This window comes from Brevibacterium sp. AGC70 (assembly GCF_057334195.1).
This window is the reverse complement of the sequence record NZ_JBHFIH010000019.1, coordinates 39,211-59,592: the sequence shown is the minus strand read 5'-3', so window position 1 is coordinate 59,592 and position 20,382 is coordinate 39,211. Positions and strand designations below refer to the sequence as shown.

The 20,382-nt window shown below is 62.3% G+C and carries 19 protein-coding genes, 1 tRNA gene and 1 riboswitch; of the genes, 16 read left to right on the top strand and 4 right to left on the bottom strand.

Features of this window, described 5'->3' with window-relative positions:
- Positions 1-12: 12 nt before the first annotated feature.
- Positions 13-121, bottom strand: a riboswitch (TPP riboswitch).
- A 114-nt stretch (positions 122-235) separates the two neighbouring features.
- Positions 236-1,645: a purple acid phosphatase family protein gene (locus ACE03M_RS17950; RefSeq protein ID WP_485935395.1), complete on the top strand. Its 1,410-nt coding sequence runs from the start codon at positions 236-238 to the stop codon at positions 1,643-1,645.
- Positions 1,646-1,655: 10 nt separating this feature from the next.
- Here ACE03M_RS17950 and ACE03M_RS17945 read toward each other — a convergent pair whose 3' ends face one another.
- Both ACE03M_RS17945 and ACE03M_RS17940 read right to left on the bottom strand, forming a co-directional pair.
- Positions 1,656-2,564 carry a universal stress protein gene (locus tag ACE03M_RS17945; RefSeq protein ID WP_485935394.1) on the bottom strand — a complete coding sequence of 303 codons (909 nt, stop codon included), beginning with the start codon at positions 2,562-2,564 and terminating at the stop codon, positions 1,656-1,658.
- Between the two features lie 114 nt (positions 2,565-2,678).
- Positions 2,679-3,218, bottom strand: coding sequence for a DUF4916 domain-containing protein (locus tag ACE03M_RS17940; protein ID WP_143922033.1), 540 nt, complete (start codon positions 3,216-3,218; stop codon positions 2,679-2,681).
- 60 nt (positions 3,219-3,278) lie between these two features.
- On the opposite strand from ACE03M_RS17940, the gene ACE03M_RS17935 reads away from it, so the two are divergent.
- The 9 genes from ACE03M_RS17935 to glpK all read left to right on the top strand — a co-directional run bounded on the left by ACE03M_RS17935 (position 3,279) and on the right by glpK (position 13,439).
- Complete coding sequence (locus tag ACE03M_RS17935) at positions 3,279-3,581, top strand: putative quinol monooxygenase (protein ID WP_485935393.1); 303 nt, start codon at positions 3,279-3,281, stop codon at positions 3,579-3,581.
- 288 nt (positions 3,582-3,869) lie between these two features.
- Positions 3,870-5,366, top strand: a complete 1,497-nt coding sequence (locus ACE03M_RS17930; RefSeq protein WP_485935392.1) for an MmgE/PrpD family protein — start codon at positions 3,870-3,872, stop codon at positions 5,364-5,366.
- Positions 5,366-6,271 (top strand): methylisocitrate lyase, encoded by a 906-nt coding sequence (gene prpB / locus ACE03M_RS17925; RefSeq protein WP_143922031.1) that lies wholly within the window; start codon positions 5,366-5,368, stop codon positions 6,269-6,271. The genes ACE03M_RS17930 and prpB overlap by 1 nt, the downstream gene beginning before the upstream one ends.
- Entirely contained in the window at positions 6,268-7,392 is a 1,125-nt protein-coding gene (locus ACE03M_RS17920; RefSeq protein ID WP_485935391.1) for a bifunctional 2-methylcitrate synthase/citrate synthase, read from the top strand. Before prpB ends, ACE03M_RS17920 begins: the two co-directional genes overlap by 4 nt.
- A 12-nt stretch (positions 7,393-7,404) precedes the next feature.
- On the top strand, positions 7,405-8,232 hold the full coding sequence (locus tag ACE03M_RS17915) for an enoyl-CoA hydratase/isomerase family protein (protein WP_485935390.1): 828 nt from the start codon (positions 7,405-7,407) through the stop codon (positions 8,230-8,232).
- Between the two features lie 20 nt (positions 8,233-8,252).
- Complete coding sequence (locus ACE03M_RS17910) at positions 8,253-9,218, top strand: Ppx/GppA phosphatase family protein (RefSeq protein WP_143922028.1); 966 nt, start codon at positions 8,253-8,255, stop codon at positions 9,216-9,218.
- 143 nt (positions 9,219-9,361) lie between these two features.
- Positions 9,362-11,083 (top strand): glycerol-3-phosphate dehydrogenase/oxidase, encoded by a 1,722-nt coding sequence (locus tag ACE03M_RS17905; RefSeq protein WP_485935389.1) that lies wholly within the window; start codon positions 9,362-9,364, stop codon positions 11,081-11,083.
- 37 nt (positions 11,084-11,120) lie between these two features.
- Complete coding sequence (locus ACE03M_RS17900; RefSeq protein WP_485935388.1) at positions 11,121-11,843, top strand: MIP/aquaporin family protein; 723 nt, start codon at positions 11,121-11,123, stop codon at positions 11,841-11,843.
- A gap of 63 nt (positions 11,844-11,906) precedes the next feature.
- Positions 11,907-13,439: a glycerol kinase GlpK gene (gene glpK, locus ACE03M_RS17895; protein WP_485935387.1), complete on the top strand. Its 1,533-nt coding sequence runs from the start codon at positions 11,907-11,909 to the stop codon at positions 13,437-13,439.
- 36 nt (positions 13,440-13,475) lie between these two features.
- On the opposite strand, the gene ACE03M_RS17890 is transcribed toward glpK, so the two are convergent.
- Complete coding sequence (locus ACE03M_RS17890) at positions 13,476-13,604, bottom strand: hypothetical protein (RefSeq protein ID WP_485935386.1); 129 nt, start codon at positions 13,602-13,604, stop codon at positions 13,476-13,478.
- 74 nt (positions 13,605-13,678) lie between these two features.
- Between ACE03M_RS17890 and ACE03M_RS17885 the strand changes: the two genes are divergently transcribed.
- On the top strand, positions 13,679-14,677 hold the full coding sequence (locus tag ACE03M_RS17885) for a sugar phosphate isomerase/epimerase family protein (RefSeq protein ID WP_485935385.1): 999 nt from the start codon (positions 13,679-13,681) through the stop codon (positions 14,675-14,677).
- A 47-nt stretch (positions 14,678-14,724) separates the two neighbouring features.
- Positions 14,725-15,561, top strand: a complete 837-nt coding sequence (proC, locus tag ACE03M_RS17880; protein ID WP_485935384.1) for a pyrroline-5-carboxylate reductase — start codon at positions 14,725-14,727, stop codon at positions 15,559-15,561.
- A gap of 9 nt (positions 15,562-15,570) precedes the next feature.
- Here proC and ACE03M_RS17875 read toward each other — a convergent pair whose 3' ends face one another.
- Positions 15,571-16,452 carry a LuxR C-terminal-related transcriptional regulator gene (locus ACE03M_RS17875; protein WP_143922022.1) on the bottom strand — a complete coding sequence of 294 codons (882 nt, stop codon included), beginning with the start codon at positions 16,450-16,452 and terminating at the stop codon, positions 15,571-15,573.
- A gap of 111 nt (positions 16,453-16,563) precedes the next feature.
- Here ACE03M_RS17875 and ACE03M_RS17870 point away from each other — a divergent pair, with 111 nt between their 5' ends.
- The 4 genes from ACE03M_RS17870 to ACE03M_RS17855 all read left to right on the top strand — a co-directional run bounded on the left by ACE03M_RS17870 (position 16,564) and on the right by ACE03M_RS17855 (position 20,339).
- Positions 16,564-16,905, top strand: a complete 342-nt coding sequence (locus ACE03M_RS17870) for a DUF485 domain-containing protein (RefSeq protein ID WP_143922021.1) — start codon at positions 16,564-16,566, stop codon at positions 16,903-16,905.
- The gene (locus tag ACE03M_RS17865; RefSeq protein ID WP_260848052.1) at positions 16,902-18,548 is read left to right on the top strand and encodes a solute symporter family protein; all 1,647 of its coding nucleotides are present in this window, start codon (positions 16,902-16,904) and stop codon (positions 18,546-18,548) included. Before ACE03M_RS17870 ends, ACE03M_RS17865 begins: the two co-directional genes overlap by 4 nt.
- 235 nt (positions 18,549-18,783) lie before the next feature.
- Positions 18,784-18,854 (top strand) — tRNA-Gly (locus ACE03M_RS17860).
- Between the two features lie 579 nt (positions 18,855-19,433).
- Entirely contained in the window at positions 19,434-20,339 is a 906-nt protein-coding gene (locus ACE03M_RS17855) for a hypothetical protein (RefSeq protein WP_485935383.1), read from the top strand.
- The last annotated feature ends 43 nt before the right edge of the window (positions 20,340-20,382 follow it).

Below are 20,382 nucleotides of genomic sequence, written 5' to 3'. Positions count from 1 at the left end.
ATATCAAGGAGGGGTAGAAGAGTCTCGACTTCCTTCGGCGGTGCTAGCCGCATCAGGTTCGAGGGTCTGCAGCTTCATCTGCACTCTCAGCGCCCCTGTCGGCGCTCCCCTGTCGTGTAGGGCCAACTGTACAACAGTTCACGGCAACGGCCCGTGGCGAAATTTCACCTGCCGTTGACTCGGCAGCCGCCCGTCGGGGGTGGAACCTTCATTACCGACGGGGAGGAATGATCGGGTGAAAGCACAACATCATCTGATCAGGCCACTGAGTTTCCTGTCCGCGCTGGCGCTGCTGGCGGCGCTCGTGTCGGCCCCGATTCCGGCACGTGCCCAGAACGAGACGCTCGGCAGTGACTCCACTGCGAAGGGCCAGGAACGGACATCAGCGATCACCGATCCCGTCCTCCACATCGGAGCCGACGAGCGAACGCGCAACCTGTCGTGGATGAGTGAGAGCTCCGGCGGGGGAGAGGTCCGCTGGGCCAAGGCTTCCGAACTTGAGGGTCGGGACCTTCCCGCCGACGCGAAGCGCGCCGCGACCACGAAGTCCGGGCTCTCAACTGATCTCAAGCGCCACTACAATCATGCGAGCATGACCGGGCTGGAGCCGGACACCGAATACGTCTACCAGGTCGGAAGTGAGGAGGACGGCTTCTCATCAGTGGCGCGGTTCGCTACACGGACAGCAGGCGGGGACAGCGAATTCCTTGTCTTCGGCGATCCGCAGATCGGTGCCGGTGGCGGCAACCCTGACGATGCGACCGGCTGGAACAGGACGCTCACTTCGGCGCTGGCGACTGCACAGGAACCGCAGCTGATCTACTCCCTGGGCGATCAGGTGAACTCTGCCGATGATCAGGGCCAGTACGAGGAGTACTTGGCACCCGAGGCGACGACAACCGTTCCGCAGGCGACGACGATCGGCAACCATGATGTCGCTTCGAAATCCTATGAGCAGCACTTCAACCGACCCAACGTCAGCCAGGACCACGGCGAAGGTGGAGCCATCACCTCCGGCGGGGACTACTGGTTCATCGATTCCGGGGTTCTGTTCATCAACATCAATTCGAACAGTCGCGACAGCGACGAGCATGCCGAATTCATCGACGAAGTCGTCAAGGAGCACGGCGACGACGCCCGGTGGAAGGTCCTCGGTTTCCACCACTCGATCTATTCGACCGCGACGCATAGCAGCGACCCTGATGTGAAGAAGCTGCGTGATGCGATTCCACCGGTAGCTGCGCGCAACGACATCGACCTCGTGGTGTCTGGTCACGACCACATCTACAACCGGACGTTCCTCATGGACTCCGAGGGTAAGAAGGTCGAAGATTCCGATGCCGGCTTCGAGCATGAGAAGGAGGAAGGGCAGACGATGTACCTGACGCTGACCTCATCCTCGGGTTCGAAGTTCTACGACTACGTTCCGGGGTTGGAGTGGGAGGCCAAGAGCGTCCACAACGACACCCCAGCCTTCACCCGAGTGCGGGTGAGTGACGGAGCGCTGCAGGCAACGACCTATGAGGTCCCAGCAGGCGGCGCACAGCAACCTGAAGCGCAGACAGCGTCCGAGAAGATCGACGATGTTGAGATCACTCGCGCCGGAAATGACGTTCCAGAGACGGACGCCGGCGATCTGCGCTGACGCCGCCAGCTCAGCTCGGGACGACCATGATCGGACCGTCCGCACGGTGGAGGACTCCACGTGAAACTGAGCCCAGAAGTGCACTTCGGACTGCTCCACGTCCGCGGGAACCGAGGACGGTCAACTGTGCGGTCGCTGCGGCTTCGACGAGAATCTCGGTCGGGTCTCCGATGGGCACCTCGGCTTCGACCTGCAGGTCGGGAAACTGCTGAGCCACTGCCGCGACCTCGGCCTCGAGCGCTTCCTCGAGCTGCTTCTTCCTCCGATCGGAGACCTCGGCGCTCAGCTCCAGTTCGGGGTACCAGTAGAGCCATTCCTCGCCGGCTGGGAGGACGCAGATGATGTTGAGTGCGGCATTTCGCGAGCTGGCCACCTCGGCGGCGGTGAACATCGCCAGACGTCCGGCATCCGAGCCGTCGACGGCGACGACCACCGGTGCATCGTCCGCCTCCGATCGGTGGCCTGGGACCACGATTGTCGGGCAGTGGGAGTGGGCAGGCAGTGCTGTGGAAACCGAGCCGAGAATTCGGCCCATGAATCCGCCGCGGCCTCTCGCTCCCACGACCACTGTCCGTGCGTGTGCGCTCAGATCCTTCAGCACCCCGGCCGCGTCTCCCCGATCGGCGCGGTAGGAGACCCTGCCTACATGGTCTCGCAGGAGTTCGGCCGCTTCACCGAGGAGTTTCTCGACCGCTCGGAGTGAGACCTGCTCCTCGTTCTCCTCCGGCATTGATGCGATATTCGGATAGATCATCGCAGGAACGGTATAAGCGGCGACGACGGTGAGAGCGGCGCTGCGGCGAGTGGCCTCGGTTGCCCCGTACTCGAGGGCGCGCGCGGCGAGTTCGGAGCCGTCGTAACCGACGAGGATTCCGAGGTTCGTCGATGTCTGGTCAGCGGTGCGGTTCTTGGCAGTCATGGCAGACCTCCCGTGGGGGCCGACTGTACCCGGACGAAGACGATGGCCCCGTCATCAGAACCGTCCTCGTGGACTCAGTCTACCAAGGGATTTCTACGTAATGTAGAAAAATTGTCAGATTGCGAAGCCCATATGGGCCAGTGCGTAGCGGAGGATGTGTTCTTGACCGTGGCACATCTCGCCGACGATGTCCGAGCGCAGCGTTTCCTCCGGTGTCAGCCAATCGAGGCTCAGTGCATCCGCACGAGGAGTGCATTCGCCTCGGACTTCGAGGATGAAGCACATTGAGATCGCATGCTGGCGGGGGTCGTGGAGCAGGGATGAGCCTTCGGTGGGAAAGTACTCGGCGATGTGGAACGGTGCGATCGCAGGCGGAATGACCGGCAGTGCCATCGTTCCGAGGTCATTCTCTGCATGGCGCATCAGCGCTGAGCGGATACTCTCGTGGAAGCGGATCCGCCCGCCGACGACCTCTCGCCCCAGAGTTCCATCGTCTAGGCTGCGCAGCAGGAGGCCGATCCGCTCGACGTCTCCCGATTCGCCCACCCGCACAGGAATCGCATTGACATAGGGGATGGGCAGTCGCCGTCGCAGCTGAGCGAACTCGGCATCGTCGAACCAGTTATCGTCGAAGTCCAGAGCGGTGCGCGTCATGGCTCAATTGTGGCACATCGGCACGTGATGCAGTTCACGTCCGCTGGTATCCTTGAGGCCATGGTCTTCGCGAACGTCGGCACCCTCGGGACACTGCCCGGACAGCGCGATGTCCTGGTTGCTCTCCTCACTCGTCGCAACGACTACCTCAAGCGGATCGGCTGCCTGAGCTATGAAGTCGGAGTCAGTGATGATCATCCCGACACCGTCTTCGTCATCGAACTCTGGGAGGGCGAGGATGCACACCGAGAGTCCCTGCAGCTGCCCGAAGTCCAGGCCTCGATCACAGAAGCCCGCCCCTTGCTCTCCGGTGAATTCGGCGGCTACCGCTTCGATATCGCAGGCTCACCCCTGCGAGGCTGAGTCTCGCTTCTCCGGGCTGGGCCCTCACTTCTGCGCGGCTCTCCCGTACCGCAGCTGCGCAGTTCTCCTCCACCGCGACTGCGCGGTCGAGGAATACCGCGACTGCGCGAGCGAACGGCGCCGGATCGACATTGTGAGACCAGGTGGTGGGAACTCGGTGCGGTCGGGTAAAGTATCTTGATGTCGAGATAAAATTCTGACCAGACCGTGACAGTGACGTGACGTAGCCTACAGTTGTGTCTGCCACTGGAAGACCTGAACGGTCAAGGACGTTTGAAGGGGTTAACCATGATCGATCATGAAGTCCGCACGCACAAGAGCTCAGAGAACCTGGCTCGCGAAGACCAACTCGCCTGGAAGATCGCCGAGGTCGCCTCAGACCCGACTCCGGTGGACTCAGAGGTCACCGAAATGGTGATCAACCGTGTCATCGACAACGCCTCGGTGGCCGCAGCCTCGGTGCGCCGCTCGGCCCCGCTGCACGCCCGTGAACAGGCACAGACCCACCCGTACTCACCTGGAGCCACCGTCTTCGGTCTGCCCCTGGGCGAGCACTTCTCCCCAGAATGGGCAGCCTGGGCCAACGGAGTCGCCGTTCGTGAACTCGACTTCCATGACACCTTCCTCGCAGCCGAATACTCACACCCCGGCGACAACATCCCACCAGTCCTTGCAGTCGCCCAGCACAAGGGGATCAGCGGCAAGGACCTGATCAACGGCATCGCCACCGGCTACGAGATCCAGGTCGACCTGGTCAAGGGAATGTGCCTGCACGAGCACAAGATCGACCACGTCGCCCACCTCGGCCCATCCGCAGCGGCCGGCATCGGCGCCATGCTCGGCCTCGACACCGAAATCACCTTCCAGGCGATTCAGCAGGCCCTGCACGTGACCACCGCGACCCGTCAGTCCCGCAAGGGCGAGATCTCCTCCTGGAAGGCACACGCTCCTGCATTCGCCGGCAAGATGGCCGTCGAGTCCGTCGACCGTGCCATGCGCGGCGAGGGTGCGCCCAACCCGATCTATGAAGGTGAAGACGGCTTCATCGCCTGGATCCTCTCAGGCCCCGAGGCCCGCTATACCATTCCTCTGCCGGATGCAGGTGAGGCCAAGCGCGCGATCCTCGACACATACACCAAGGAGCACTCGGCCGAGTATCAGGCCCAGGCGCTCATCGACCTCGCCCGCAAGCTCGGTGGCGAGATCGAGGATCTGACGAAGATCAAGCGCATCGTCATCCACACCTCGCACCACACACACAACGTCATCGGCACGGGCGCGAACGACCCGCAGAAGATGGATCCCAAGGCCAGCCGCGAGACCCTCGACCACTCGATCATGTACATCTTCGCCGTGGCAATGGAGGATCAGGGCTGGCACCACGAGCACTCCTACGCTCCCGAGCGTGCCGGACGGCCAGAGACCGTCAAGCTGTGGCACAAGATCGAGACCACCGAAGACAAGGAATGGACTCGCCGCTATCACTCGACCGATCCCAATGAGAAGGCCTTCGGTGGCCGCGTTGAGATCGAATTCGAGGACGGATCGACCCTGGTCGACGAGATCGCTGTGGCCGATGCTCACCCATTCGGTGCCCGTCCCTTCGCCCGCGCGAACTACATCGAGAAGTTCAAGACTCTGTCCGAGGGCATCCTCACCGGTGCCGAGCAGACTCGCTTCATCGACCTGGCCGAAAACCTCGAGAACCTCGACGCCAAGGGTGTTGCCGAACTCAGCTTCACCGTCGAGGGACTCGAGCACACCGGCTCGAAGGGCATCTTCTGATGTTGGGGGCAACTGCAACGCCGGCCGAGCGCCGCGCGAAGTTCCGTGAGCTCCTCGCCGGTGACCAGATCGTGCAGTTCCCCGGCGCCATCAATCCGATCAACGCTCAGATCATCGAGCAGACCGGATTCGAGGGCGTCTACATCTCCGGTGGTGCCTTCTCCGCTGCCATGGGTCTGCCCGATATCGGACTCACCTCCCTCACCGAGGTGGCCGATCACGGACGCAACATCGCCCGTGTGACGAACCTGCCGACCTTCATCGACGCCGACACCGGCTGGGGCGAAGCCATGAACGTGGCGCGCACCATCCAGGAATTCGAAGACGCCGGAATCTCGGGGATGCACCTCGAAGATCAGGTGAATCCGAAGCGCTGCGGCCACCTCGACGGCAAAGAGGTTGTCACCGCTGCTGAGATGAGCAAGCGCATCGCCGCCGCCGTCAAGGGCCGCCGGGATGAGAACTTCGTCATCAGCGCCCGCACCGACTCCCGCGCAGGCGAAGGCCTTGACGCGGCGATCGATCGCGCGAAGGCATACGTCGACGCCGGAGCGGACCTGATCTTCCCCGAAGCCATGCGCGACCTGAGCGAGTTCGAGAAATTCGCCAGCAGCGTGGATGTTCCGATTCTGGCGAACATGACAGAATTCGGAAAGAGCGAACTGTTCACGACCGAGCAGTTGGCGAACGTCGGAGTCAAAGTCGTGATCTACCCGGTCACAACTCTGCGTCTCGCCATGGGTGCGATCAAATCGGGCCTGCAGACCATTCGAGATCAGGGCACCCAGGTGGACCTGCTCGAGGGAATGCAGACCCGTGCGGACCTCTACGACACGATCGACTACGCTGCGTACAACGATTTTGACGCAGCCGTATTCAACTTTTCACAGGAGGGTCACCAGTGACCGAAGAAATCAAGAAGGGCCTCGCCGGCGTCGTCGTCGACACCACGGCAGTTTCGAAGGTAGTCCAGGAAACGAACTCGCTCACCTACCGCGGGTATCCCGTGCAGGAGCTCGCTGCCGAGCGCAACTTCGAAGACGTCGCGTACCTGATCTGGAACGGTGAACTGCCGACGAAGGCTGAGCTCGACGAGTTCAAGGCCCGCGAGCGCTCACAGCGCACAGTCGACGACAAGCTCGTCCAGCTCATCCTCGAGCTGCCCAAGGACTGCCACCCGATGCACGTGGTGCAGACTGCAGTGTCCTACCTCGGCGCCGTCGATCCTGACGCAGACGTCGAAGGCGAAGAGGCCAACCTGGCCAAGGCTGAACGGCTCTACGCACAGCTGCCGACGATCGTGGCCATCGACCACCGTCGCCGCCATGGCCTCGACCCGGTCACTCCGACCGAGGACCTCGACTACGCCGCGAACTTCTTCAAGATGGTCTTCGACGAGGTTCCCGACGAGGCAGTCGTGCGCTGCTTCGACATCTCGATGATCCTCTACGCGGAGCACTCGTTCAACGCGTCGACGTTCACCACCCGTGTCATCACCTCGACGACATCTGACCTGTACTCGGCAGTCGCCGGTGGCATCGGCGCCCTCAAGGGCCCCCTGCACGGCGGTGCCAATGAGGCCGTCATGGCGATGCTCGAAGTGGTCGGCACCGCCGACAAGGCATCTGCGTGGATCGACGATGCACTGGCGAAGAAGGCCAAGATCATGGGCTTCGGTCACCGTGTCTACAAGAACGGCGACTCGCGCGTTCCGACCATGCGCAAGGCCTTCGAGAACATGGTCGCGGCGAAGGGCGCAACCGATCTCCTCGATCTCTACAATGCCTTTGAAGAAGACTTCGTCTCACGCAAGGGCATCTACCCGAATCTCGACTACCCCTCAGGCCCGGCGTACCACCTCATGGGCTTCGACACCGATCAATTCACGCCGATCTTCGTCATGGCCCGCATCACCGGTTGGACGGCTCACATCATGGAACAGCAGGCCAACAACGCTCTGATCCGTCCGCTGAGCGCCTACGACGGTCACGAGCAGCGCGAGGTCCCCGAAAACCGGGACAGCTGAAAGGCTACGCACATGACCGTTGACGGTACATACCGTCCGGTCGATCTCGAGGGTTTCGATTTCACCGTCACAGGTGGAGTCGGAACCCTCGTCATTGATCGGCCCGAAAAACGCAACGCCATCTCCCGTCCGATGTGGCGGGCCCTGCCTGAGATCATCGCCGGCATCGACGCCGATGACTCGATTGGGGCGCTGGTGATCACGGGTGCGGCTGGGCACTTCTCCGCCGGGTCCGACATCGCGGACCTCAACGTCGCCCTCGCCGACTTCTGGGAGCTCAACTCCACCGCCGAGGCGGCTGTGGCCAATGCCCGCACCACGACGATCGCGGCCATCACCGGCAACTGCGTGGGCGGGGGCACCGAGATCGCGGCCGCCTGCGACATCCGCATCGCGGCCCCCGGTTCGATCTTCGGCGTCACGGCTGCCAAACTCGGCCTCGTCTACCCACCGGGGCCAACCCGCCGCCTGGCCACCGTGCTCGGTGACTCCTGGGCCAGGTATCTGCTGGTCACAGCCTCGATCGTCACGTTCGAGACGATGCGCGAACTCGGATTCTTCCACGAGGTCTCCGAGGCTCCGCTGGACTCGGCACAGGTGATGGGCGAAAAGATCGTCGGGCTCTCACGGCTGTCCCAGCTGGGCTCCAAAGCAGTCCTGTCCGGAGAGCTGAGGGAAGGCGCCACTGACGACTCCGCCTTCAATCCACCGCCGTGGCTCGACGAGGCCTACCAGGCGGAGATCGCCCGCGGACAGGAGGCGTTCTTCGCAAAGCGCCCACCCGAATTCGGCTTCCGGGGCACGGACTGGGCTGAGGGGTCGGCACCGAAAAAGCCGTGAACAGTGGTTAAACTGATCGAATGCGCCTAGCAGTCCTCGATATCGGGTCCAACAGCGTCCACCTCCTCGTGGTCGACGCTCACGTCGGAGCCCCTCCCTTGCCTGCCACCTCCCACAAAGAGATCCTGCGCCTCGCCGAGTACCTCGGCGACGACGGGATGATCGATGCCGCAGGTCAGGAACGACTGCACAACTTCATCGCCGAGGCGGTGGAGATCGCTGAAGACCAAGGATCGGAACAGATCCTGGCGTTCGCCACCTCGGCGGTCAGGGACGCCCCGAACGGTGGCGAGCTCATCGATGCCATCAATGCTCAACTCGGCGTGACTCTCAACGTGATGTCCGGCAAGGACGAAGCGCGGGTGACTTTTCTCGCAGTCAGGCGCTGGTTCGGCTGGTCGGCGGGGAAGATCCTGCTGCTCGACATCGGCGGCGGCTCCCTTGAGATCGCGGCCGGTCAGGACGAATACCCGGAGGCGGCCGTGTCCGTGCCCTTGGGTGCTGGTCGCACCTATTCCGATTTCCTCCCCGATCCTCTGCCCAGTGCCGATGACATCCACAGCCTGCAGAAGTATGCGCGGTCCCAGATCGGTCGCATCGCCGGCAAGATCAACAGAGTCGGCACCGCCGATCAGGTGGTGGGGTCATCGAAGACGTTCCGTTCGCTGGCTCGGATCGCCGGCGCGGCACCCAGCGGCGACGGCATCTACGCCCCACGCAAACTCTTCCGCCGTGACCTCGCCGGAATCATCGAGACTCTGTCTTCCCGGACCCCCGAGGAGCGTGCGACGCTGCCCGGGGTCTCCCAAGCTCGGGCCGGACAGATCCTCGCGGGCGCCATCGTCGCCGACGCGGCCTTCGCCATCTTCGACGTCAACGTCATGAGCATCTCCCCATGGGCACTGCGGGAAGGGATCATCATGCGCAAACTCGACCTGCTCGATTCCGCGGAGACCTCCTCGGCGATGAGGGTGGAACTGGTCTGAGCCCTTTCGCTTCTGTCCGTTGTGTTTCACTTCTGCGCATTGCCTGTTAGATTTTCCCTAACTGCCGTACACGGACCACATGCTGATATCGGGGCGTGATAATGGTGGGTACACACACGCTCGAAGAAGGAAAAGAACAGTCAATGCGAAATGGCGAGCTGTCCCCATCGTTCCGCGATGAAGCCCTGCACACCCTCGAGAACACCACAGCCGACAACCCCCTTGACGTATTCGTCGTCGGTGGGGGTGTCACTGGAGCCGGCTCCGCATTCGATGCAGCCACCCGCGGACTGAAGGTCGGGGTCGTCGATGCCAAGGACTGGGCCTCGGGTACTTCCTCGCGGTCATCGAAGCTCATGCACGGCGGACTGCGCTACCTCGAGATGCTCGACTTCAAGCTCGTGGCCGAAGCGCTGAAGGAACGCGACCTCCTCCTCCAGCACACGGCGCCCCACCTGGTTGAGCCCGTCGCCTTCGTCTTCCCCTTCGAACATCGCCTCATCGACCGGGCATTCATCGGCTCCGGCGTTCTGCTCTACGACACCATGGCCACCCGCCCCGGTCGCAAACGCGCTCTGCCCCTGCATCGGCATCTGGGCAAGAAGGCCCTGAACTCGCATTTCCCCGGCCTGGCCGATGATGCCGCTGTCGGTGCTCTCGAATACTACGATGCGAAGGTCGACGACGCCCGCTTCGTCATGACGCTCATCCGCTCCGCTGTGGGCTACGGCGCCGCCGCGGCCAACCATGTCTCCGTCATCGGCTACCTCCACGACGGAGAACGAGTCTCCGGCGTCCGCGCCCGCGATGAGATGACCGGACGCGAGTTCGACATCCACGCCCGCCGCACAATCCTCGCCGGGGGAGTCTGGACCGAGGAGCAGCAGGACCTGGCCCAAGCCGACGCAGGCCTGCAGGTGCTCGCGTCCAAGGGCGTGCACATCACCGTCGACCAAGACAAGATCAAGGCCGACCCGGACACCGGCATCATCTCGAAGACGGAGAAGTCCGTGCTCTTCGTGATCCCGTGGGAGGGCTATTGGGTCATCGGCACCACGGACACGCCGTGGGACCAGGATGTCGACTCTCCGGTGGCCAACTCCGACGACATCGACTATCTGCTCAAGCACGCGAACGCGATCCTGACCGAGAAGCTCACCCGCAACGACGTCATCGGAGTCTACTCCGGACTCCGACCTCTGCTTCAGCCCGTGGTCAAGGAAGGCCAGGCCTCGACGAAGGTCTCTCGCGAGCACACGGTGATGGAGGTCGAACCCGCACTCGCCGCGATCGCCGGCGGAAAGTTCACGACCTACCGGGTGATGGCCGAGGACGCCGTCGACTTCGTTCTCGGCGACGATGCGAAGGATCGGCGCTCACTGACCGAATCGGTTCCGCTGCTCGGCGCACAAGGTGTCGGAGCCGTGAGACGCGGTCAGGCAGGCATCGCCGAGAAGTACGGCTGGGACGAGGACCGCGTGAAGAGACTCATCCGCCGCTACGGCACCCTGCTCGAGGACATCCTCGACCTCGTCGACGAGGATCCCGAACTCGGGCGCCCACTCTCCGGTGCGCAGCGCTACCTGCGCGCAGAGGCCCACTACGCGGCAAACTCGGAAGGTGCCGTCCACCTCGGCGATATCCTCGAGCGCCGAATGCGCCTCAACTATGAGGTCAGGGACCGAGGCAAGGCCGCCGCCGAGGCGGTCGCCGCCATCGTCGCCCCGATCCTGGGTTGGGACGATGAGCGGGAGGCGAAGGAGATCGCCGACTTCAACGCTCACGCCGACGCACAGATCGCCGCCGAATCCACCCACGACGATGCGTCCGCTGCGGCACTCGTCGAGGAGACACTGAAACCGTAAATCCGAGAAGCAGGACAAACATAGGAGTTTGTGAAATATGGGTACTATCTTCCTTTATGAGATCGGCGGCACCGCCATGCTCATGCTGCTCGGCGTCGGAGTCGTCGCCAATGTGGTTCTGGGCAAGACCAAGGGCAACGGGGGAGGCTGGCTCCTCATCTCGTTCGGTTGGGGCCTGGCGGTCTTCGCCGGTGTCTTTGTCGCCTTCAAGACCGGAGCGCACCTCAACCCGGCAGTGACCTTCGGCATCCTCGCCAGCGGCGCCGAAGAATACGCCCCTGGCATCGCCGTAACCTTCGGCAACACCATCGCCTACCTTGCGGCCGAGATGATCGGTGCCATGATCGGTGCGTTCCTCGCCTGGGCCGTGTACAAGAAGCACTACGACGAGGAGAAGGACGCCGGCAACATCCTCGGCACCTTCTCGACGGGTCCTGAGATCCGCAGCTACGGCTGGAACTTCGTCACCGAGGTCATCGCCACCTTCGTTCTCGTGTTCGTCATCCTGCTCTTCGGAGGAACTCCGCACGGGCTGGGACCACTGGCTGTCGGTCTCCTCGTCGTCGTCATCGGCGCCTCCTTGGGCGGTCCGACCGGCTACGCGATCAACCCGGCCCGTGACCTCGGACCCCGCATCGTCCACGCCCTGCTGCCGATCCCGAACAAGGGCAAATCAGACTGGGCGTACTCATGGGTGCCGATCGCCGGCCCCATCGTCGGCGGCGTCGCTGCCGGTCTACTGTCTCAGGCCTTCGTCTGACCCCATCGAACCTTCGTCTGAGTCACCAGCAATCCACAGCATCACCTCGCCATAGGAGTCAGCATGAGTCAGGAAAAATTCATCCTCGCCATCGACCAGGGCACCACCTCGTCGCGGGCCATCGTCTTCAACCACGACGGACAGATCGTGTCCTCGGGCCAACTTGAGCACGAGCAGATCTTCCCGCGGGCCGGCTGGGTCGAACACGACCCGTTGGAGATCATCAGGAACACGAACGAGGCGATCGGTCAGGCTCTGACCCGCGCCGGCATCAACCGCCACCAGCTCGAGGGCGTGGGCATCACGAATCAGCGTGAGACCACGGTCATCTGGAACAAGAACACCGGCAAGCCCGTCTACAACGCGATCGTCTGGCAGGACACACGGACCCAGAAGATCTGCGACGAACTCGCCGGAGACGAAGGGCCCGACAAGTACAAGGATCGTGTCGGCCTGCCCCTGGCGACCTACTTCGCCGGACCGAAGGCCAAGTGGGTCTTCGACAACGTCGACGGAGTCAAAGAGTCCGCTGAAGCCGGCGAACTGCTCTTCGGCACCATGGACACCTGGGTTCTCTGGAACCTCACCGGCGGCGTCAACGGCGGAGTCCACGTCACCGACGTCACGAATGCCTCGCGCACGATGCTCATGAACGTCAAGAGCCTCGACTGGAACGAGGAGATCGCCGGCGAGATGGGCATTCCCGTCGCGATGCTCCCAGAGATCAAGTCCTGTTCGGAGGTCTACGGATACGGCGCCAAGAACGGCCTCATCATCGACACCCCGATCTGCGGTATCCTCGGCGACCAGCAGGCGGCGACCTTCGGTCAGGCATGCTTCGAGAAGGGCCAGGCCAAGAACACCTACGGCACCGGCAACTTCATGCTCATCAATACCGGAACCGAGCCCGTGGCCAGCAAGAACGGACTGCTGACGACCGTCGCCTACAAGATCGGCGACGACGCGGCCGTGTACGCACTCGAAGGCTCCGTGGCCGTGACCGGTTCCCTCGTGCAATGGCTCCGCGACAATTTCGGCATCATCTCCGAGGCCCCCGAGGTTGAGACGCTTGCGAAGAATGTCGACGACAACGGTGGCTGCTACATCGTGCCTGCCTTCTCAGGCCTCTTCGCACCCCACTGGGAGTCCGACGCACGCGGAGTCATGGTGGGACTGACACGCTTCGTCAATAAGAACCACATCGCTCGTGCAGCTCTCGAGTCGGTGGCATTCCAGTCCCGCGAGGTCCTCGATGCGATGGACCTCGATTCGGGAGTCAAACTCACCGAGCTCAAGGTCGACGGCGGCATGGTCGCCAACGAGACGCTGATGCAGTTCCAGGCCGATCTCCTCGGCGTGCCCGTCATCCGTCCCGAGGTCGTCGAGACCACGGCTTTGGGTGCGGCCTACGCAGCTGGCATTGCCGTGAAGTTCTGGAACGGTGAAGAAGATGTGAAGAACAACTGGCGTGAGGACAAGCGCTGGCTGCCGTCGATGGACGAGGACACCGTCGCTCGCGCCTACCGACTGTGGAACAAGGCAGTCGAGAAGTCGAAGAACTGGGTCGACGAGGACGTTGAAGCCCTCCAAGGCTGACCTCCGGTCGAGGCCGAGGCCCGCCGAGATGGCGGTTCAGTCGAGATCGATCGTGACCATGCGCTCTGGCACCGCCGGGGACACTGCGCCGAAGACGTGGGTGTTCTCCGTGCGGTGCCAGAGCGCATCGTCGACGCGGACGCGGCGAATTCGAAGATCAGCCAACGCTGCCGCTTAGCGACTTCAGGGCATATGCTTTCTGAGGGAATACGGAATCTTCGAGGACTAAACTGGGTGAGATGAGCAGGGCGAAACGGTCGAAGTCAGCACGTAAGGTCTACACCGCAAAGAATTCCGCGCGGTCCAATTCGCGACGGCACCGTGAGTACTTCGACAACCATCAGGTCTACGACCACGAGACCCAGCACAGTTCGGACCACCTGATCCGGATCGGACTCTCCAGCTCTTCGGTGTCACCGATGACCGTTGCCGAGACCTTCTCCCAAGCAGCCCAACACGGCTACGACGGTGTCGAGATCATGGTCACCCACAATGCCGAGACCCGCGACGTCGAGCTCATCAACGGACTGGCTGCGGAGACCGGACTCGAAGTCATGTCCCTGCACGCACCGACGCTGCTCTTCCTGCCTCGCGTCCTGCACAAGGACCACTGGGAGAAGCTGCGCATCACTGCGAACCTCGCCAAGGAGGTCGGCGCCAAAACTGTGGTCCTGCATCCGCCTTTCAGGTGGCAGGGGGAGTATGCGCTGGGCTTCGTCGACGGTGTGCGGCAAGTTTCAGAGGAGACCGGAGTCGTCCTCGCCGTGGAGAACATGTACCCCTGGCGCGCAGGCGTGCGTGAGGTCCTCGTCTACTATCCCGACTGGAACCCCCTCGACGAGGACTACGATGCCCTCACCTTCGATTTCTCCCATGCCTCGACGGCCGGAATGAACGCCGTCGAGACCGTGTCGGAGATCTTCGACAAACTCCGTCACGTCCATCTCACAGACGGCTCCGGATCCCTCAAGGACGAACATCTGATCCCCGGTGCCGGCACCATGCCCGTGGCCGAAACCCTGCAGCTTCTGGCCAAACGCAACTGGTCCGGCGACGTCGTCGTCGAAGTCAACACACGTTTCGTGACGAAGAAGTCCACTCGGGAACAGATGCTCGCCGACTCCCTTGCCTTCGCCCGCACCCACCTCGGCCTTGAGACCGAGGACCGCCACCGCAATGCCTCGAGCCACGTGCGCACCAGTGAGCTGCGCACGAGCGAGAGACAGTCGAACACCTGAACACAGCACGCACACCGATTGAACCACCCCAGAAAGGCAGGTCTGATTTGACCTCCATCGCCTCCATCGGCACGGGAAACATGGGCTCGGCACTGATCAAGGGAATCCTGAGCGCCGACGAGAAGCTCGACGTTCGAGCGACGACCAATTCGGCCGCCTCGGCGAAGCGACTCGCTGCGGAGCTCCCGAGCGCGACCATCATCTCGTTGGAAGACGATGCCGAGGCGAACCAGAAAGCCGCTGCAGGTGCGGACTTCGTCTTCCTCGGCGTCAAACCGTGGATGATGGCCGACACGCTGCGCGAGCTCGCCCCGAGCCTGGACGCGAACACGGTCCTCGTCTCGATGGCTGCCGGTGTCGCCATGGACGACCTGGCCACGCTGGCGCCGAAGAACCCGATCGTGCGAATCATGCCCAACACCCCCAGCGCCATCGGACACGGCGTCATCGCCCTCGCCCCCTCCTCCGAGGTGGCCGAGCCCAGAGTGGACACACTGCGGACTCTGCTGTCCGGAGCCGGACTCGTTGTGGCCCTGGAGGAAGCGGAGATCCCTGCCATGACAGGAATCTCCGGCTCCGGAGTGGCCTACTTCTTCCTCCTGGCCGAGACGATGATCGCCGCCGGTGTGAAGATGGGACTGAGCGAGGAGACGGCCAAGCAGATGGTCGTGGCCACTGCCGATGGGGCAGGCCGGCTCCTGAGCGAGAAGCCGGATCCGAGCGCACAGCGTCAGGCGGTGAGCAGCAAGGGCGGCACCACACTCGCCGGACTGCAGACCTTCATCGACGCTGGGCTCTTCGATATCGCCGAGGCGGCTGCTCAGGCTGCAGGCGACCGGTCCCTTGAAATGGAGAAGGAGAACTCCGAAGTCATCAACGGCTGAGACCCCGCATCAGGGTAGGGCCCCGGCCGACCTTGCGATGGACACTGCCTCGTGCCGGGTGCCGGCCGAAAGTTTGACCATGGCCGTATTCAGGTAGGACTTCACGGTCGACTCCCGCAGTCCCAGCCCCTCGGCGATCCGGGCATTCGACCATCCCAATGCCACATGCGAGAGAATGTCGGTTTCCCTGGGGGAGAGGCTGACAGTGGGCGTCGGGTTCGGGAACAGATCCGAATTGTGGCCGGAGAGGATATCGGCCAGGCGGTTCTCCACGACGTTCAGTCGCTGGCGCATCTCGTTCTCATCGACGCCTGAACGGATCGAGCGCAGCTCCGCATAGGTGCGCCGCAGAGCTTCCCGGCTCGAGGACTCGAGATCGGAGTACAGGCGCTCGGGCTCGACTGGTTCCTCGGGTTGTGGGGGCTGACCGAGCCGACCCAGATCCACCGACAGCTGCCTGACCCGCTTGACCAGGTCGCTCGTCTGCGGCGCCGCAGAGTTGTAGTTTGCGCGATGACCGCAGTAGATCATGCCCGTGACGTCACCGCCGCGCAGCGTCGGGACGGCGATGAGCACCTTGATCCCCTCGCCGAGGATCTCTTCGTCGTAGTGATGGGTGATGAAGGGGTCGAGTCCGTAGTCCTTCGTCAGCTGTGGAGTGCCTTCGGTGAGCGCACGTCCACCGAGCCCGCGTCCGGTGCTGACGATGAGCGAGGACAGGCGGTCCTTGCCGCCTCCGGCTACCGCCTCGACGGTGACTTCGCCCTCGTCGACCGTTCCGCCGAAGACCACATCACCGGTCCCGCTGCGGTGCAGAGAGTCGATGGCTTCGACGAAGAGTCGGCGAGTCTCGGCCTTCAGCGCCCGAGATTCTCTGGTTTTGGCATTCATGTGAACAAGCTACCAACTTTCGGTGGTATTCCCCAGCGCTGACTGACCGTTAGTTTAAAGTTGTGTGATTCAGACCACTGATGCTCGACGCACGTTTCGAATGGAGAAGCAATGACCGATCCCGTCAGCAATCGGGTCGATTTCCTCGTCGAAGAGGAGAATCCCGAATTCAAAGCACTTAAACGCAAAAGGTTCTCGGTGGTGATACCACTGTCGATCGGATTCATGGCGTGGTACTTCCTCTACGTCATCCTGAGTACCTACGCGCATGATTTCATGTCCACGAAGGTCGTCGGTGAGATCAACCTCGGGCTGATCCTCGGACTCCTGCAGTTCGTGACGACCTTCGCGATCACGATGTTCTACGTCTCGTTCGCGAACAAGAAGCTCGATCCGCCGGCCTCGGCTATCCGTGAACGTCTACAGCAGCAGTCGGAAGGAACAACCCCATGAGCGCCATTGCCATAGGAGACATTTTCGCATCCGGCCTCGACAAAGTGTCCCAGGGCGTGACCGAGGTCGAGAATAACCCGGTTCTCAACATCACGATCTTCGCCGCCTTCGTAGCGGTCACGATGTTCATCGTCCTGCGGGCGAGCAAGAACAACAAATCCGCTTCCGACTACTATGCGGGCGGCAGGTCCTTCACCGGCCCCCAGAACGGGTTCGCAATCGCGGGCGACTATCTTTCAGCAGCCTCGTTCCTCGGTATCTGCGGAGCCATCGCGGTCAACGGGTACGACGGCTTCCTGTACTCGATCGGATTCCTCGTCGCCTGGCTCGTCGCCCTGCTCATCGTGGCAGAGCTGATGCGCAATACAGGCAAATTCACGATGGCCGACGTGCTGTCCTTCCGCCTCAAGCAGCGTCCGGTACGGATGGCTGCGGCACTGTCGACCCTGGCTGTCTGCTTCTTCTACCTGCTGGCGCAGATGGCCGGCGCGGGTGGGCTCGTATCACTGCTCATGGGAATCGACGGCAAGGTCGGCCAATCGCTGGTCGTTGCCGTGGTGGGTGCTCTCATGATCATCTACGTGCTGGTCGGCGGTATGAAGGGAACTACCTGGGTCCAGATCGTCAAAGCGGTCCTGTTGATCCTCGGTGCCTTCGCAATGACCGTCTGGGTCCTCGCCCTCAACGGGTTCAACCTCTCGACCCTGCTGGCCTCGGCAGTCAACAATTCGGGCGTCGGTGAGGCAATCCTCGAACCGGGTCAGCAGTACGGTGAGAACCCGCTGGACTTCATCTCCTTGGCTCTGGCCCTGGTGCTCGGCACCGCTGGTCTGCCGCACGTTCTGATGCGCTTCTACACGGTCCCCTCTGCGAAGGAAGCCCGCCGTTCGGTCGTCTGGGCGATCTGGCTCATCGGCGCGTTCTACCTGTTCACCCTCATCCTCGGCTACGGTGCGGCAGCACTCGTGGGTGCAGATGCGATTGAGAACGCACCGGGCGGAGTGAATTCGGCGGCACCGCTGCTGGCGCTCCACCTCGGCGGGCCCATCCTCATGGGCTTCATCTCGGCAGTGGCCTTCGCGACGATCCTCGCGGTGGTCGCCGGCCTCGCGATCACCGCGGCAGCGTCCTTCGCCCACGATATCTATGCGAGCGTGATCAAGAAGGGCAAGGTCGAAGACCCCGACGCCGAAGTCAAGATCGCACGTCGCACGGTCATCGTCATCGGTGCCGTGGCGATCATCGGCGGCATCGGAGTGCAGGGTCAGAACATCGCATTCCTCGTGGCGCTCGCCTTCGCCGTTGCCGCCAGTGCGAACCTGCCGACGATCGTCTACTCGCTGTTCTGGAAGCGCTTCACCACTCGCGGTGCGGTGTGGTCGATCTACGGCGGTCTGGGATCGGCGATCCTGCTGATCGCGTTCTCGCCCGTCGTCTCCGGTTCCGAGACTGCGATGATTGCGGGGGCAGACTTCGTGCTCTTCCCACTGTCGAATCCAGGAATCATCTCGATTCCGCTCGGATTCCTCCTCGGCTGGATCGCGTCGATCACCGACAAGACAGTCGAGAGCCCCGAACTGGCAGCGGAGATGGACGTTCGCGCCCACACCGGATTCGGCGCCGAAGAGGCCATCGACCACTGAGCGTGAGACATGGTGTTCGTACGACATGATGGTGAGGGGGTGGCTGCGGCCGCCCCCTCAGGCGTTGTTGCAGCATTCCCTCCCTGCAGGGACTCCATCCCGAATATTCACACGGGGTGAGTCGATATACACTGAGGGAGTCGCAGTGGAAACATACACTGAGGGAGTCGCAGTGGAAACGCTTTCGCCACTTTAGGGTATATTTCCTGATGAGAACGTGTTCTGCCGGTAGATCGCGGGCGTAGCTTAATGGTAGAGCCTCGGCTTCCCAAGCCGATGACGCGGGTTCGATTCCCGTCGCCCGCTCTCGTGCACATATAGGTGGGGTCGAGTTCCCCTGCCGTTCCTGCCGTTCCTACGCTTCCTGCGCCTTAGTCAGCGTGAACCCGATGCTCGCTTGCCCAAAGTGCATAGGTACGTCACTTGTGCTCTACCTGCGCACTTGTTCCCAGCGGTTGTGTACGCGACCACCAGGGATCTGCGCCCTTTGTAGTTTGCTGGCGGGTGAATGTCAGCGGAAGAGCGCGCATAAGTGAAGCCCATTTTCCTCGTCGTCCCATGTCAGCCAGAGCAGAAGTCACGTCGGTCGCCGCCGCATCCATTGGCGACTCAGGCTCGTTTCGTTGTGGATGACGCCGTGACTCAAGTGCGTGAACCCTGTGGAGGGGAAACCTGCTTCCACAAGGTTGAGCACGTCCATTGAATCGCGTCGCACCTGCACCCGAGCATTGGCCCATGTACAACATTGTGCGAACTCGAGAATTGAACGCCAACGGGATCCACAGCCGCCGAATCGGCAGTGCGGTCGACTGCTGCCTGCTCAAACTTACGTTTGGCATGTATTCGATTGTCGCTAGGTGCCAAAACCCTCGTCACGGCAGAATCATGGACCTCATCACTGACGAAGCGTGGATCAAGACGGTTGGCGAGCAGACGGATGCCACGGGACGGAAGACCTTCGCCCTGCTGGATACCATCGAGAAACTCAGAGTTGCGTCTTATCCGCTGTACCGGTCCGACGATGTGGTGTGCGGAGTCTCGGCGGCCTACATTCATGATCTGCCGCTGTACCGACCGCCACGCGGACTCATCCATGTGGCGAATCCGTCCCGACGATGGAAGAGCAGCGACCTGTCCCGCACGACCAGATCGATACCGCAAGAGGATACGGTTCGCATCGGCAAGATGATGCTCACCTCACCTGTGAGAACGGCCCTTGACCTCATTGGGCACTTGGGGGAATCAGAGGCGTTCGCTGCGCTGGAGAAGGTTCTGCGGAGAGCGATGTTCGGCACTGATCTCCGTGCAGACGATGCGGCACGTTTCGGATATCCGAAGAACACCGGTCAGCTTGCGCGAACGTGTATCGAAGAGGACTTTGCTCCGGTCGTTGGACGGCTTTCGAAAGGGCACCGGCGGGCAGAACGGCTGCTTGCCTCCATCAGCCCACTGTCGGAGAGCTATGCCGAAAGTCGATGCTCCTACAATCTCTCAATTCTCACGATCTCGGGCGTCGAGCAGCAGGTCGATGTATTCGATGGCCACCGACATATCGCGCGGGTTGATTTCATGCACAGGGCATCGAAGACGATCATCTTTGTGGACGGCGTGTCGAAGTATGTCGACAGCGGGTTCTCCCTGATGCGCAAGGAGTCTGCACAATACAATCGCCTCATCGCAACGGGCTACCGGATCGTCCGCCTCAGTTTCGCCGAGGCAGTCGACGTGGAATCCCTAGCGACCAAACTGTACGGCCAGGCACCGTGGCTACGTGCGGCTGAGTGCGTGTGAATCCAAGCATTATGACGCCGCTACGAAGCAATCACTTGGCATA